This window comes from Nocardioides sp. dk884 (assembly GCF_009557055.1).
In the GTDB taxonomy this organism is placed as follows: domain Bacteria; phylum Actinomycetota; class Actinomycetes; order Propionibacteriales; family Nocardioidaceae; genus Nocardioides.
Genome location: NZ_CP045649.1, coordinates 4081322 through 4096329, shown reverse-complemented (window position 1 = coordinate 4096329; position 15008 = coordinate 4081322). Strand labels below are relative to the sequence as shown.

At 74.2% G+C, this 15008-nt stretch carries 14 protein-coding genes; 3 read left to right on the top strand and 11 right to left on the bottom strand.

The window, feature by feature from the left end; translation table 11 throughout:
• Positions 1-4: 4 nt before the first annotated feature.
• The 8 genes from GFH29_RS19530 to GFH29_RS19495 form a co-directional block, all read right to left on the bottom strand.
• Positions 5-505 carry a GNAT family N-acetyltransferase gene (locus GFH29_RS19530; RefSeq protein ID WP_153325392.1) on the bottom strand — a complete coding sequence of 167 codons (501 nt, stop codon included), beginning with the start codon at positions 503-505 and terminating at the stop codon, positions 5-7.
• A 37-nt stretch (positions 506-542) separates the two neighbouring features.
• Positions 543-1415 carry an SDR family oxidoreductase gene (locus GFH29_RS19525; protein ID WP_153325391.1) on the bottom strand — a complete coding sequence of 291 codons (873 nt, stop codon included), beginning with the start codon at positions 1413-1415 and terminating at the stop codon, positions 543-545.
• A gap of 34 nt (positions 1416-1449) precedes the next feature.
• The gene (locus tag GFH29_RS19520) at positions 1450-2919 is read right to left on the bottom strand and encodes a carboxyl transferase domain-containing protein (protein WP_153325390.1); all 1470 of its coding nucleotides are present in this window, start codon (positions 2917-2919) and stop codon (positions 1450-1452) included.
• A gap of 10 nt (positions 2920-2929) precedes the next feature.
• A complete protein-coding gene (locus tag GFH29_RS19515) occupies positions 2930-3514 on the bottom strand; it encodes a signal peptidase I (protein WP_153325389.1) in 585 nt (194 codons plus the stop codon).
• Positions 3515-3608: 94 nt separating this feature from the next.
• Positions 3609-4586: an NAD-dependent epimerase/dehydratase family protein gene (locus tag GFH29_RS19510; protein WP_153325388.1), complete on the bottom strand. Its 978-nt coding sequence runs from the start codon at positions 4584-4586 to the stop codon at positions 3609-3611.
• 87 nt (positions 4587-4673) lie between these two features.
• Complete coding sequence (locus GFH29_RS19505) at positions 4674-5672, bottom strand: IS30 family transposase (RefSeq protein WP_267128520.1); 999 nt, start codon at positions 5670-5672, stop codon at positions 4674-4676.
• Between the two features lie 407 nt (positions 5673-6079).
• Positions 6080-7561, bottom strand: coding sequence for a M1 family metallopeptidase (locus tag GFH29_RS19500; RefSeq protein ID WP_153325387.1), 1482 nt, complete (start codon positions 7559-7561; stop codon positions 6080-6082).
• Positions 7561-8142, bottom strand: coding sequence for an RNA polymerase sigma factor (locus GFH29_RS19495; protein WP_153325386.1), 582 nt, complete (start codon positions 8140-8142; stop codon positions 7561-7563). The genes GFH29_RS19500 and GFH29_RS19495 overlap by 1 nt, the downstream gene beginning before the upstream one ends.
• Before the next feature lie 56 nt (positions 8143-8198).
• On the opposite strand from GFH29_RS19495, the gene GFH29_RS19490 reads away from it, so the two are divergent.
• Positions 8199-9692, top strand: coding sequence for a serine/threonine-protein kinase (locus GFH29_RS19490; RefSeq protein WP_228387917.1), 1494 nt, complete (start codon positions 8199-8201; stop codon positions 9690-9692).
• A 24-nt stretch (positions 9693-9716) separates the two neighbouring features.
• Here GFH29_RS19490 and GFH29_RS19485 read toward each other — a convergent pair whose 3' ends face one another.
• The gene (locus tag GFH29_RS19485) at positions 9717-10361 is read right to left on the bottom strand and encodes a hypothetical protein (protein WP_153325384.1); all 645 of its coding nucleotides are present in this window, start codon (positions 10359-10361) and stop codon (positions 9717-9719) included.
• 44 nt (positions 10362-10405) lie between these two features.
• Here GFH29_RS19485 and GFH29_RS19480 point away from each other — a divergent pair, with 44 nt between their 5' ends.
• Positions 10406-11923, top strand: a complete 1518-nt coding sequence (locus GFH29_RS19480; RefSeq protein ID WP_153325383.1) for an amidohydrolase — start codon at positions 10406-10408, stop codon at positions 11921-11923.
• 47 nt (positions 11924-11970) lie between these two features.
• Here GFH29_RS19480 and GFH29_RS19475 read toward each other — a convergent pair whose 3' ends face one another.
• Positions 11971-12927, bottom strand: coding sequence for an SGNH/GDSL hydrolase family protein (locus tag GFH29_RS19475; protein ID WP_153325382.1), 957 nt, complete (start codon positions 12925-12927; stop codon positions 11971-11973).
• A gap of 76 nt (positions 12928-13003) precedes the next feature.
• Positions 13004-13669: a fasciclin domain-containing protein gene (locus GFH29_RS19470; RefSeq protein WP_153325381.1), complete on the bottom strand. Its 666-nt coding sequence runs from the start codon at positions 13667-13669 to the stop codon at positions 13004-13006.
• 216 nt (positions 13670-13885) lie between these two features.
• On the opposite strand from GFH29_RS19470, the gene GFH29_RS19465 reads away from it, so the two are divergent.
• Positions 13886-14995, top strand: a complete 1110-nt coding sequence (locus GFH29_RS19465; protein ID WP_153325380.1) for a ferredoxin reductase — start codon at positions 13886-13888, stop codon at positions 14993-14995.
• The last annotated feature ends 13 nt before the right edge of the window (positions 14996-15008 follow it).

The following is a 15008-nucleotide window of genomic DNA, read 5'->3' as shown; positions in this document are numbered from 1 at the left end:
GGGGTCAGACCTTCTTGGCCATCATCGAGACCACGGTGCCGTCGGTGTAGGTGCGCTGGCCGACCTCGACGAAGCCCCGCTTGGCGTGGAAGGCCAACGACGGCTCGTTGGCCGGGCGCAGGTTGACCTCCAGGGTCAGCCGGCCGCGCAGCGCCGCGTCGCGCTCGACGGCGTCGTAGACGAACGAGCCCAGCCCGCGCCGGCGGAACCGCGGCGCGAACACGATCCGGTCGAGGTAGTGGAAGTCCTCGCCGTACCGCTCGGTGAACCACGCGTAGTTCTCCGCGTCGTAGCTCGAGCCGCCGTCGACGACGATCACGAAGCCGGCCACCTGTGGCCCGTCGCCGTCGTCCACCTCGACCACGTCGGCGCGGTGCGCCCACGCCTGCAGCGCGGTGAGCCGGTCGGCGTCCATCGGGGAGAGCACGTCGACGTCGGCCTCGTTGAGGGCCAGGACGGCGGGTACGTCGCGGGGCTCGATCGGGCGCAGCAGCGGAGCGGTCACGACCTCATTGTGCCGAGCCGGGCCCAGCGGCGACCGCTCAGGTACGCCGGCGGCTCAGCCGCGCCGCGCCCAGGGCGAGCCGGCTGGCAGCCGCGCTGGCGACCCGGCCGGTCGCGGTCCCGCGGGGGCGGCGCGGGTTCTTCAGCGCGTCGGTGCCGCCGTCCACGGTGACCACCGAGCCGACCAGCAGGCTGGCGGCGTCGGAGAGCAGGAAGCCGATCAGCGCGGCGACCTCCTCGGGTCGCCCGGGGCGCTGCAGCGCGGTGGGGTAGGTGTCGGCGTACTTGCCGAAGACCGGGTCGCGGCGCACCTCCTCGGTCATCGGCGTCGCGATCAGCCCGGGCGCGATCGCGTTGAGGCGGACGCCGTCACGGGCCCACTCGCGCACGTGGTCGCGTGCCCACCAGGCCAGCGCCGCCTTGCTGGCCGGGTAGGCGAACACCGCTGACACCCGGCCCGCCGCCTCACGCGCCGCGGCCTCGTCGTCGGCCAGGCAGGTGCGGGCCAGCGCGGCGGGCCAGGCCGGCTGGCAGGTGACCGAGTTGGAGGCCAGCAGCACCACCGAGGCCAGGCTGTCCGGGGTGGAGTCGGCGACCAGCAGGTCGCGCAGACCGGTGACCAGCTCGACGGCGCCGAAGTAGTTCACCGACACCAGCAGCCGGCTGTCCACGCCGCTGATCCCGGCGATGCCCGCGCACGGCACCACCCCGTGCAGCACGTCGGTGGCCGCGCGGATCTCGCGCACCGCGGTGTCGCGGCCGGTCGGCGTGGACAGGTCGGCCACCACGTCGGCCTCGTGGCGGTCCACCCCCAGCACGCGGTGCCCCTGCTCGCGCAGGAGAGTGGTGGTGGCCGCCCCGATGCCGGAGGCCGCGCCGGTCACGACGTACGTCCTGGTCAAGGGAGTCATGGCCGGAACCGTAACGTGTTCTAGTTCGGTCCGCTCAGGCGTAGCGGCGCACCCGCTCCGCCGGCGCGCCGGGCCCGGTCTCGAGCAGCACCGCGAGCTCGTGCTCGAGCACGGCGCCGACCCGGCGGCAGAACTCCTCGGGCTCGTCGGCGGCGTCCGGCTTCTCCACGACCACCCGGTCCACGATCCCGAGGGCCGCGAGGTCGAGGGCGCGGACCCGCTGGGCACGCGCCATCTCGGGGGCGTGGTCGGTGTCGCGGTGCACGATCGCGCTCGCGCCCTCCGGGGGGAGCGGGGAGAGCCAGGCGTGCTGGGCGGCGACCACCCGGTCGGCGGGCAGCAGCGCCAGCGCGCCGCCGCCGTTGCCCTCGCCGAGCATCAGGCACAGCGTGGGCGCGTCCAGGGTGACCAGGTCGGCCAGGCAGCGGGCGATCTCGCCGGCCAGCCCGCCGTTCTCGGCCTCGGGCGACAGCGCCGCGCCCTGGGTGTCGATGACGGTGACCAGCGGCAGCCCCAGCTCGGAGGCCAGCCGCATGCCGCGTCGCGCCTCGCGCAGCGCCTCGGGCCCCATCGGCCGGTCGCGCTGGCCGCGGCGGTCCTGGCCGAGGAACACGCACGGCGCCTTGCCGAAGCTCACCAGCGCGATGAACAGCCCCGGGTCCTGCTCGCCCTGCCCGGTGCCGTTGAGGGGTACGACGTCGGAGGCGGCGTAGCGCAGCAGTCGACGTACGCCGGGGCGGTCGGGGCGGCGCGAGCGGGTGATGGCGTCCCAGGTCTCGACGTCCGGCACCGGCTCGTCGACGACGGGTGCGACCGGTTCGATCCCGTGGCGCGGCGCGAGCAGGATCCGCAGGGCGCGGTCGAGGATGTCGGCGATGTCCTCGGGGGCGACGACGGCGTCGATGATGCCGCGGGCGTAGAGGTTCTCGGCGGTCTGGACGCCCTCGGGGAACGGCTTGCCGTAGAGCGCCTCGTAGACGCGGGGGCCGAGGAAGCCGAGCAGTGCGCCGGGCTCGCCGACGGTGACGTGGCCCTGGGAGCCCCACGAGGCCATCACCCCGCCGGTGGTGGGGTGGCGCAGGTAGACCAGGTAGGGCAGACCCGCCGCCTTGTGCGCGGCGACGACCTGGGCGATGCGTGCCATCTGCACGAACGCGGGGGTGCCCTCCTGCATCCGGGTGCCGCCGCTCACCGGGCCGGCCAGCAGCGGCAGGCCCTCACGCGTGGCGCGCTCGACCGCGGCGACCAGCCGGTCGGCGGCGGCGCGCCCGATGGAGCCGGCGAGGAAGGAGAACTCGCCCATCACCACCGCCACCCGGCGGCCCTTCATCAGCCCCTCGCCGGTCAGCACCGACTCGTCCACACCGCTCTTCGCGGCGGCGGCGGCCAGCTCGGCGGCGTACTGCTCGCTGATCTCGCCGCGCACGGGCGGGGTGTCCCAGGAGCTCCAGGAGCCCTCGTCGAGGACCAGGTCGATGAGCTGGGTGGCGTTGAGGCGGGTCACCTCGTGAACGCTAGGCCACCGAAGTCGTGGCGCCGTGGGCAGTGGCTGACGAGGTCTGGGGTGTCGCGTCGTCAGTTCGTGCCGCCTCCGGACGGCGTCGGCGTCCCACGCCCAGCTCGCGCAGCGCGAGCGCCAGCAGCACGAGACCGGAGCCGACCAGGATCTGGTCGCGGTGGGGTCCGAGGGCGCCGCTGGCGCGGCCGATCCACGGCACGGCGTACCAGACCCGGCCGCGGACCTGGCCGGCCATCACCGGCTCGGCGTCCGAGACCTGGTTGGCGTCGCCGCGGGTGACGAAGGACGGCTCTCCGGCGGCGTCCACCCCCGTCGCCTCGATGCGGTGGGTGATCAGCCGGGGGTCCTCGTCGCCGGCCTCGAAGGTGATCACGTCGCCGACGCGCAGGTCCTCGGGCTGGGTGGGCCGCACGACCACGACGTCGCCGGGGTCGTGGACCGGTGCCATCGAGCCGGTGAGCACCGTGAGCGGGACCGAGTCGGTGACCAGTGGCACGAGCACCAGCACGACCGCCAGGGCCGTCGCGCCCAGCGAGCACAGCAAGGCGGCAGTGCTCAGCACGCGACGCAGGAGGCTCATGGCGGGTTCTCCGGGCTCGGCCGCATGGGGGGAGGCGGCGACGAGGCGATGATGTCGCAGACGCGGCGTCCGTGGGGGCGGTTTCGCCCACAGCTCATCGAGTGAGCCGCAGCACGCCCGCCTCCTCGTCGGCGCTGAGCCCGGTGACCACGGCGTCCGGGGTGGCCCGCAGCCAGGCCAGCGTGTCGGCGGCGGTCTCGGCCACCGGGCGCGTGGCGAGGCCGGCCGCCTGCGCGGGGCCGGCGTCGTGCGTCATCATCCCGTCGTACGCCGGGCGCGGCAGCCAGAGGGGGAGCGAGTGCGGTCCGGCCCACGGGCCGACCCCGACGCGTTCGAGAGAGTCCTGGTCGACCCAGGTCAGCGCCGGCTCGGGGACCCCGCAGCCGGCCGCGACCTCGCCGAGCAGGCGCGCGACCGGCACGGCCGGGCCGACGGCGTCGAACACGCCGGCCACGCGGTCCTCGGCGCAGCGCACGATCCAGGCGGCGAGGTCGCGCACGTCGAGGACCTGCACCGGGTCCTCGGGGTCGCCGGGGGCGAGCACCAGCGGGCGCTCGAGCGCGGCCGCGAACCGGGCCGGCCAGTAGGTGAAGCGCCCGGTGGGGTCGCCGGGGCCGACGATCAGCCCCGGGCGCAGCACGGTCGAGGAGGTGGCGCCGTCCTGGACCAGCCGCTCGCAGGCCACCTTGAGCGGGCCGTACGCCGTGGCATCGGCGCCCAGGTCGACGTCCTCGAAGCGAGGTTCGTGCAGCGCCACGGTGGCGGGGGTGCCGTGCGGGGTGCGCTCGTCGGCGTACGCGCTGATCGAGGAGACGAACACGTGGTGCGCCGCGGGCAGCGCCTCGACGCTGCGGCGTACCCACGACGGCTGCCGGGCGACGTCGACCACCGCGTCGGGACTCCCCAGGTCCGGCAGCGGCTCCCCGCGGTCGAGCTCGACGTGCCGCGCACCCTCGGGGATGCCCCCGGAGCGGCCGCGGCAGGCGCAGGTCACCCGGTGCCCGCGGCCCACCGCCTCCTGCGCCACCGCATGCGAGAGGAACCGGGTGCCGCCGAGCACGAGCAGGTCCATGTCTGCACGGTGCCGGGTCCGGGGCCGCTGCGCAACGGGTCCGCGCCGGGGGTGGGGTGGGGCGAGGTCAATCGGTGGAAGCAACGGTCATGCTGCTGCCGGGTTGGCGAGCAGCTCGGCCAGCGCTTGGGCTGGGGTCCGTAGGTCCAGGGTAGGGCGGGGTCGCTTGTTCAGGGTCGCGGCGATGCGGGCGAGGTCGTCGGCACTGTGGGTTGAGAGGTCGCTGCCCTTCTCTAGCCAGAACCGGAGGAGTCGGTTGGTGTTCTCGTTCGACCCGCGCTGCCAGGGCGAGTGGGGGTCACAGAAGAAGACCGGCATCTCCAAGGCGGCCTCGACATCGCGGTAGTTAGCCAGCTCGCTGCCGCGGTCCCAGGTCAGCGAACGACGCAGATGCACCGGCAGCTGACCCATCTCGCGGATCATCGCCTGGGCCACTGACTCTGCGTCGTGGCGACCGGGCAGGTGCAGCAAGAGCACGAACCGCGTCGAGCGTTCGACCAGGGTCCCGACCGCGGAGCGGTTGCCGGCACCGAGGATCAGGTCACCCTCCCAGTGCCCGGGCACGGCCCGGTCAGCGACCTCGGCGGGGCGTTGGCTGATGGTGAAGGCCTCGCGGTACAGCCCTTTCCTGCGCCCGTCGGGGTCGGCGTGCGGCTTGCGTGCGCGGCGTTTGGTCAGCAGCTGCGCGGCCAGGTCCTTGCGCAGGCTCCCGCGGGTCTGGACATACAACGCCCGGTAGATCGTCTCGTGCGACACACGGGCCATCCTCGCTGCTGGATCGTGACCGGGGTGGGCGTGGCGCAGCATCGACGCGATCAGTCCTGGCGACCACCCGTCGTCCATCCAGGTCTCGATCCGACGACACAGCCCGGGGTTCTCGATCAGCTTGAACGCCTTGGGTCGGCGTCGCCGTTCGTGCGCGACACGATGCGCGATCGGGGCCCAGTAGGAGCCGTCGGGGCCGCGGTTGCGCGCGACCTCGCGAGAGACCACCGACTTGTCGCGCCCGATCAGTGTCGCGATCCGGGTCAACGCCCACCCTGCACGCAACCCTGCCGCGATCACCGCACGGTCCTCGCTGCTCAACGCCCGCCGTCGGCGTGGGCCTTCTTCGGGATTGCGTATCCCTGGCACTCCTACGGGAGCGCTTCCGGGCAGGCCACCGATCGCACCGAATTGGATGACTGGGCTCACAAGCCCCGAGGATCGCCACCAGTACGTCGCGGTTCGATGCGACACACCGACCCGATCCGCGGCAGCCTGCAGCGCGAACCCACCACAGACCAACGCGAAGAACTCCTCACGAACCTCGTACGGCACGTACCGCCTGCCCATCGCAACACCACCATCACTCGGCGTTGCTTCGACCGATGGACTCCGCCTGGCCGTGGGGTGCGCGTAACTCAGCAATTGCGCCGAAAAGCACCTGTCTGCAGCCCCGACCGGTGCTTTTCCCAGCAATTGCGCCAATAGGCACCGACCCCCCGGCCGCCTCAGTCCCGCGGGGGCGAGGTCGCGCCGAGCAGCCAGGCGTCGGTGAGCGCGTCGAGGTCGGTGCCGAGCCGCTGCTCGACCCAGGCGAGGTAGTCCTCGCGGGTGGCGTTGGCGTTGTCGCGGGCCGCCGGCCAGGCGCGGACCATGTCCCAGAACGCCTCGTCGCCGACCTGCTCGCGCACCTCGTGCCACATCAGCGCGGGGCCGTAGTAGATGTTGCCCTCGCCGAAGGCCTGCGGGTCGTAGGCGCCCGGCGGACCGCCCTCGGCGCGCATCGCCGGCTCGTAGGCCGCCCACCGGTCCATCACCGTGTCGACCGGGACCCCGCCCGCGTCCGCCTCCCAGACGCCCTGGAGGTACATGGCCATGCCCTCGTTCATCCACACGTCGCGCCAGTCGGCGGGGCTGACCTGGTTGCCGTACCAGTGGTGGGCGAGCTCGTGGACGAGCACCGGCATCGAGGTGGTGTACGACGTGTCGCCGAGCGTGATCATGGTCTGGGTCTCCATGCCGCTCTCGGAGTCCACGACCACCACGCCCGCGGTGTCGAAGGGGTAGGGGCCCAGCCGCTCCTCCAGCCAGTCCAGCGCCTCGCCGGTGCGCTGGACCCGGCGCAGCCACCGCGGCTCGTCGACGGGCGTCCAGTAGGTCAGCGGCACCCCGCTCGCGGAGGCCGCCTCGGTCATCTCCAGCTCGCCGGTCGCGAGCGTGACGAGGTACGACGAGGCCGGCTCGGCGAGGTGCCACGTGGTCGTGGTCAGCCCGTCGGCCTCGGTGCGCGAGGTCAGCTCGCCGTTGGCCACGCCCACCCACGGGGAGGGCACGGTGACGGTGATGTCGTAGAGGGCCTTGTCGGCCGGCTGGTCGTTGACGGCGTACCAGCTGTAGGCGCCGTACGGCTCCTGCATCGTCCAGGTCTCGCCGTCGGCGGTGGTGTGCCAGCCGATCGTCGACACGTCGATCCGCGTCGAGGGGGCGCGGACCGGGCGCGGGGTCCCGGCGTAGTCGATCTCGAGGCGGTGCCGCTCGTCGCGCTCGACCGGCAGCGCGACGACCAGGTCCTTGCCGGTGTGCTCGTGGGCGACCTCCTCGCCGTCGACGCGCACCTCGCTCACCTCCAGGCTGGGCGCGAGATCGAGCTGCACGCGGGAGGCGGTCCGGGCGGCGCGGAAGGTCAGCACCTCGCGCCCGGTCAGGGTGCGCGAGTCGGGGTCCCAGTCGAGGGTGAGGTCGTAGTGCAGCGCATCGACGCCCGGGTCGCCGACGTCGGGATAGACCGAGTCCTCCACCGGGTCGCTCCGGGCCGGCTCGCTCCGGGCCGGCTCGCTCTGGGCCGGCTCGAGCGAGCGCTCCGATGGCGAGGCCGGGGGTGCGGCGGTGGGCTGCGGCGGGGAGTCCTCGGACCCGGTGCAGCCGCCCAGGACCAGCGCGCCGGCCACCACGCCGGCCAGCACCGGTGCCAGCAACGGGCGCCCGGTCATCACTCGCCCCGCAGCAGCGGGCGCACCAGGCGGCGGCCGTGGTGGATCTGGGCCTTCACCGTGCCCAGCGGTGCGCCGGTCTGGGCGGCGATCTCGTCGTAGGCGAGGCCGTAGACGTCGCGCAGCAGCAGCGGCTCGACGTACTGCGGGTGCTCGCGCTCCAGGGTCTCCATCGCCTCGAGCAGGTCGAGCCGGGTGCCGGCGATGACGCTGGTGGTGCGGGGGTCGGGGCGGTCGGCACCGAGGCCCTGCTGGGGGTCGCGCGGCGTGGCCTGGTTCTTCATGCGCCGGTACGTCGTGCGCGCGCTGTTGACCGCCACGACGTGCAACCAGGTGGTGAAGCGGCCCCGTCCGTGCCAGGAGCCGATCTTGCCGGCGACGTTGATCAGCGCGTCCTGGCAGGCGTCCTCGGCGTCGGCGGAGAACGGCAGCACCCCGCGGCAGACGGCCAGGGTGCGGGGCCGCACCGCGCGCAGCAGGGCGTCGAGCGCGTCGCGGTCGCCGTCCTGGGCCCGGTGGGCGAGCGCGTCGATCTCGTCGGGGGTCGGTGCATCGTCGACGTGGCGGTGCTCGTGCTCCATCGGCGCCGGTTCTCCCTGTCGTGCGAGCGGATGTCGAACATAATGATGACGTGTCCATGCCCCGACGTCTCGGCCGTTACGCCGTGCGCCGGCGGATCGGGTCCGGTGCCTTCGCGACCGTGTGGCTGGCCTACGACGAGCAGCTGGACTCCCCGGTGGCGGTCAAGGTGCTCGCCGACAACTGGACCGAGGACCATCAGGTGCGGCGCCGCTTCCTCGAGGAGGGGCGCTACCTGCGGCGCGTCGACTCCCCGCACGTGGTGCGCGTCTACGACGCCGGCGAGCTCGACGACGGGCGTCCCTACCTGGTGATGACCTACGCCGACCAGGGCACCCTCGCCGACCGGCTCGGGGTCGACGGGCTGGGCCCGGCCCAGGCGCTGGAGGTCGTGCGCCAGGTCGGCGCCGGCCTGACGGCCCTGCACGACGCGGGCATCCTGCACCGCGACGTCAAGCCGGCCAACGTGCTGTTCCGCAGCCGCCCGGGCCCGGCGGTGCCGGTGGTGTGCGCGATGGTCGCCGACCTCGGGCTCGGCAAGGCCCTCGACGTCTCCTCGCGGCTGACGATGATCGCGGGCACGCCCTCCTTCGTCGCCCCCGAGCAGGCCCAGGCCGAGCCCCTCGACGCGCGCGCCGACCAGTACTCCCTCGGCGCCCTCAGCTACCTGATGCTCGCCGGGCGCACGCCGTACCAGCACCCGACGCTGCAGGCCGCGGCCCATCCGGGGCCCCCGCCGCCGCTCAGCACCGACGAGCGCGCCTACCCCGAGGCCGTCGAGGCGGTCGTGCGCCGCGCCCTCGCCCCGGACCGGGAGGACCGCTGGCCCGACGTCGCGTCGTACGTCGAGGCGCTCGGCGATGCGCTGGCGCCGGTCGTGGCCGGTGCGCCGGCGGACACCGAGCCGTGGCTGCCCCTCGACCCGGACCTCACCCAGGCCGGGCCCCGCCCCGACCCGCCGGCCGTGCCGGAGACGGCGGCGGCGGACCCGGCACCGGCGCAGGGCGGTCGGCCGCGTCGGGGACGTCGGGCCCGTCTGGCAGGCGCCGGGGCCCTCGCCCTCGTCGCCGGTGCCGCGATCGGCGCGGCGTGGGCGGCCAGCGGCTCGGGGCCCGCCGAGGTGAGTCTCGACGACGCAGCCGGCACCCTGAGCGTGACGGTGCCCGCGCACTGGAACCGCGCCGTCGCCGACGACGGCTGGGTGCCGCCCAACGACGAGGCCGAGCAGCCCGCGCTCTCGGCCGGCACCAGCGCCGGCTGGCACCACCCGGACCGGCCCGGGCAGGGCGTCTTCGTGGGGCTCCTGCCGGGCGCCGAGCTGCCCGCCCAGCTGCCCCAGCACCCCGAGTGCGGCGAGGCCGAGGCGCCCCAGGACGACCGGGTGGACGGCGACCCCTCGCGCACGGTGGTCCACCAGGGCTGCCCGGCGGGGGTCACCGTGGAGCGGGTCGTGCAGGTCACCGACGACCAGCTGTTGTGGGTGCAGATCCGCAGCGCGGACCGGGCCACCGCGGTCCGGGTGCTGGACTCGGTCGTCGCGCACGGGATGTGAGCGGGCCCGAGAGCCCCGGATGCCTCAGCGACGGGCCGAGGCGAGCACCCGCTCGAGCAGGTCGGCCATCCCGGTGCGGTCGACCTCGCGGCCGGTGACCGCGACGGCGAGCTGGGCGGTGGAGTCGCCGAGGGTGCTGTAGCGCTCCATCAGCACCCGCCGGTACCCGTCCTGCAGGTAGGTGGCGACGAAGCCGTCCTCGGCCTGGGTCTCCACCGTCACCGCCTCCATGTTGCCGTCGCGCTCGGCGGCCCGCAGCGCCGCGAGCCGGGCGGTGGCCGCCACCGAGGTCGAGATCCGCTGCCCGCCGAGCAGCGTGACGCGCAGCAGGTAGGTGTTGACGGGGTAGTCGGCGCGGCTGAAGTTCCACGCCGCACCGGGCTCCACGGCCACCCGGCGCCACGAGCCCGGCGCCGCGACGCTGATCCGCTCGCCGCCCTCGCGCAGCGTCATCCGCCGCAGCGCCACGTCGGTGGGCAGCGGCGCGACCCCGGGGTCGGGCGAGACGTCGTACTCGTTGACGGGGTACGACGGGGAGCTCGCCGGCACCGGCAGCGCGGTGAAGCTCTCCGGGGCTTTCTCCGGGTCCAGCACGTGCTGCCCGGCGTACCCGCCTGCGACCCCGAGCAGGGCGAGGGCGAGCAACACCCCGAGCACCCGTGTCGACATGGGCGTCACCGTAGCGGGGGCGCGCCGGTGACTACGCTTCTCGTGTGACCAGCCTCCTGATCCGCCATGCCCGTCCGGTGCCGCTGCGACCGGACGAGCGAGCGCCCGACCGTCCGGTCGACGTGCTCGTGGAGCACGGGTCGGTCACCGCCGTGGGCCCCGGGCTCGCGCGCCCCCAGGGCGTCGAGGAGATCGACGCCGACGGCCGCTGGGTGATCCCCGGGCTGTGGGACCAGCACCTGCACATGACCCAGTGGACGCTGGCCTCCCAGCGCCTGGACCTGTCCTCGGCGCGCTCGCCGGAGGAGGCGCTGGGCCTGGTGCGCGCGCGCATCGCCGAGCGGCCCGGGCAGCCGGTCATCGGGTGGGGCCACCGCGCCGGCACCTGGGACCGCGAGGTCACCGTGTCCGAGCTCGACGCGGTCTCCGGCGACGTGCCGGTCGTGCTGATGAGCGGCGACGGCCACCACGGCTGGCTCAACACCACGGCGCTCATGCACCTCGCGCTGCCGGTGCGCGACTCCGTGGTCCGCGAGACCGAGTGGTTCGCGACCTACCCGCGCCTGGGGACCCTGGGCGGGGACGGCGAGACCGCGCCCCCGGCGTTCCGGCGTGCCCTGGACGCCGCGGCGGCGCTGGGTATCGCCGGGATCGTGGACTTCGAGTTCAGCGGCACCCCTGAGGACTGGGCCACCCGCTGGGCGCAGGGCTGCGACCGGCTGCGGGTGCGCTGGGGGACCTACGCCTCGACGCTGGAGCGCGTCATCGCCGCCGGGCTGCGCACCGGCGACCCGCTCCCCGGCTGCGACGACCGGGCCACGATGGGTCCGCTGAAGATCATCAGCGACGGCTCGCTCAACACCCGCACCGCCTGGTGCTGCGAGCCGTACGGCGACGCGCACCGTCTGGAGTACCCCTCCGGTCAGCCCAACCAGTCCCCGGACGAGCTGCGCAGGCTGCTCGCGCGGGCGCACGGGGCGGGCCTCGAGGTCGCCACCCACGCGATCGGCGACGCCGCCGCGGCCGACGCCCTCAGCGCGTACGCCGAGACCGGCGCCCGCGGCTCGATCGAGCACGCGCAGATGATGCGCCGCGAGGACGTCACCCGGATGGCCGCGCTCGGCCTGCGCGCGAGCGTGCAGCCGGCCCACCTGCTCGACGACCGCGACCTCACCGAGCGGATCTGGGGGGATCGCTCGGAGCGCTGCTTCGCCTTCCGGTGGATGCTCGACGACGGCGTCGAGCTCGCGATGGGCTCCGACGCCCCGGTGTCGCCGCTCGACCCGTGGCTGGCGATCGCCGCGGCCGTGCACCGCAGCGCCGACGAGCGCGAGCCGTGGCACCCCGAGCAGGCGCTCACCCCGCAGGAGGCGCTCGCTGCGTCCGTCGACGGCCAGCCGAGCGTCGGCGTCGGCTCGCGAGGCGACCTCGCCCTGCTCGACCGCGACCCGCTGGCGACCGGCCCGGACCCCGACGACACCGCCGCGACCGCTGCGCGGCTGCGCGGCACCCGCGTCGGCCTCACCGTGGTCGGCGGCCTGGTGGTGCACCGGGATCTCTGAGCGGCCCCGCCCAGGTGCCGTCTTCGCGAGGAGGACGGCGTCGCTCCTCAGTCCTGCTCGAGGGCGTCCAGCACCAGCTGGGCCGCGGCCTGCTGGCCGTCGGCGAGCGGGTGGTAGGCCAGCCCGATCCCCGGCACCGTCGAGCGGCCGTTGACCCACGGCTCGTCCGAGCAGATGTCGTGGCCCTTGCTGGCGGCGTACAGGTCGACGTAGGCGACCTCCGCCTCGCCGGCGACCCGTCGCTCGACGTCGGCGAGGCGACGGTTGAGCCCGGCCAGCAGGGCACGGTCGCCCGAGGCGAGCGGCAGCAGCTCGGGGCAGGAGGCGGCGGGCGGGATCACCCGGGGGTAGCCGACCACCACGACCTCGGCGTCCGGTGCGCGGTCGCGGACCTCGGCGATGGCCGAGGCGAGCCGGTCGCCGATGCGCGCGACCTGCCGCTCGAGGGCGGCGACCCCGTCCTCGCCGTACGCCGTCGTGCACGGCGCCCCGTCCGGGTCCTCGGCGCCGAGCTCGACGCAGCGCACCAGCGTCCCGAAGATCGTGAAGTCGTTGCCGCCGATGCCCATCGTCACCAGGTCGGTGTCGGCCTCGAGGGCGCCCAGCTGCGCGGGGACGGTGCCGGCGAAGGTGCGCTGCGGGCCGGTGAGGTCGCCGGTCTCGGCGCCGCTGCAGCTGCGGTCCTCGAGGTGCGCGTCGAGGGCCTCCGCGACCAGGGTGGGGTAGTTGCGCGTGGAGCGCAGGCAGCCGTTGCCGGCCTGAGGCGTGGTGATGAGCGGCGCCGCGGTGAAGGAGTCCCCGAGGGCGACGTAGGAGTCGACCTGCGTGCGCTCCTCGCGCTCCACCGGCAGGGACGGGGTGCTCGTCGGCGTCGGCGCCTGGCTGGCGAGGTCCCCGGCATCGGCCTCGGAGTCGGAGTCGCTGCAGCCGGCCAGGGATGCGGCGGCGAGGGCGGCGGTGAGGAGGGCGGTGGTCAGGGGGCGGGGGCGGCGGTGCGAAATCACGAGAGGTCCAGTACCCGCCGAACGGAGGCGAGCAGCGGCACGGCCGCGACCCGGGGGTCGCGGCCGTGCGCCTGGGTCAGGGCAGGTCGATCGGGCGCAGGACCCGGTTGATGCCGTGGCCGATCTGCTTGTTGCCCTTGTTGATGTCGAGCGTGACCACCTGCGGGTTGGCGTCGCTCTTGTCGAGGTCGACGAGGTAGACCTTGGTCTTCTTGCCCTTGCCCTTGACGTTGATTTTGATCGTCTGGCCGAGGGCGGTGGTGACCTTGGCGCCGTCGGAGGCGAGGACCTTCTTGCTGGTCAGGGTCTTGCCCGCGACCACGTGGTAGAGCAGCACGGACTCGAGGGTGTCCACGTCGGCCACCGAGGCGAGGGCGTTGAACGTCGCCCGCTCGGTCTTGGGTGCCGAGCCGCCGATGTCCTTGACGAGCGACCGGAACGCCGCGTCGGTCGGCAGGAACGCGGTGGCCCGCTTGCCGCCCTGGGTGAGCAGTGCGACCGGGCTGTCCGGCTTGGCGTCGAGGACGGCGAGCACGCCCTTCTCGAGGATGTCGAAGTCCTTCCAGTTCTTGTCGAACTTCGTGCCGTCGGCGGCGAGCACCTTGGCCAGGCTCTTGTTGCCGGCCTTGCGGTCGGCCGTGGTGTCCGCCTGGGCGGCGGGCATCACGGCGGTGCTGGCGAGTGCAGCGGTGACCGCGCCGCTCAGGGCGAGCTTCAGCGTGGTGGAGACGGTGCGCTTCATGGGTGCTAGGTCCCTCCGTTGTCGGTGCATGGGGGCGCGGGGCCCGACCGGTCCGGTCGGCCACCGCGGTGGTGCACGAGTTGTTCGGGGCCGCGGCAGCCGCGGATGGGACTTCGGCGTGATTCACGCAACATTGTGCGCACCGAACAAGAAACCGGTCTAGCTTCACGTGAGAGGTACAGGACTTTGCGCCCTGTCGTCGCGCAGGATGGGAGCATGGCCAGTCTCACCGACCCCAGCACGGCTCGCACCAGGTCCCTGCGCGGGACGCTGCGACGAGTCGCCGAGGCCGCTGTCACGCCGCTCGAGCTCGACGACGTCCTCGACGTCTTCCACCCGCTGCGCGCGGGGGCGCCGCTGCGCGGCAAGGTCGTCGAGGTCCGCCCCGAGACCGCCGGGTCCGCGACCCTGCTGATCAAGCCGGGCAAGGACTGGGCCGGGCACCAGCCCGGGCAGTTCGTGCGCGTCGGCGTCGAGGTCGACGGCGTACGCCTGTGGCGCACCTACTCGCTGACCCACGGTCCCCGCGCCGACGGCTGCATCTCGATCACCGTCAAGGCGATCGACGGCGGCGCGGTCTCCACCCACCTGGTGCACCGGATGCGTCCCGGCACGATGCTCCAGCTCGGCCAGGCCGAGGGCGACTTCGTGCTCGGCGACCCGGCCCCGGCCAAGCTGCTGCTGGTCACCGCCGGCTCGGGCATCACCCCGGTCATCGGCATGCTGCGCAACCTGTTCTCGCGCGCCGAGCCGGTGCGCGCCGACATCGTGCTGCTGCACTCGGCGCAGACCCGCGACGCGGTGCTGTTCGGTGCCGAGCTGCGCGGGTACGCCGACCGTGGCCTGATCCGCCTCGTCGAGCTGCACACCACCGTCACCGGTCGCCTCGAGGTCGACCACCCCGAGCGCGGGCTGGCCGCCCTGGTCCCCGACCTCGCCGAGCGCACGACGTACGCCTGCGGGCCGGCGGGGCTCCTCGACGCGCTGGCCGAGCACCACGAGGCGCTCGGTCTGCCGCTGGCCGTGGAGCGCTTCCGCACCGAGCTGATCACCCCCGGGGAGGGCGGCTCGGTCGTCTTCGCCGGCTCCGGGACCACCGTCGAGATGGACGGTGCCACCACGATCCTCGACGCCGCCGAGGACGCCGGCGTGCTGATGCCGAGCGGGTGCCGCATGGGCATCTGCTTCGGCTGCGTGCTGCCGCTGCGCGAGGGCGCCGTGCGCGACCTGCGCAACGGCGAGGTGACCACCGCCGCCCCCGGCGACGGCGTCCGCATCCAGACCTGCATCAGTGCCGCTGCCGGCGCCTGCCACATCGACCACTGACCGTTCCCCCCGA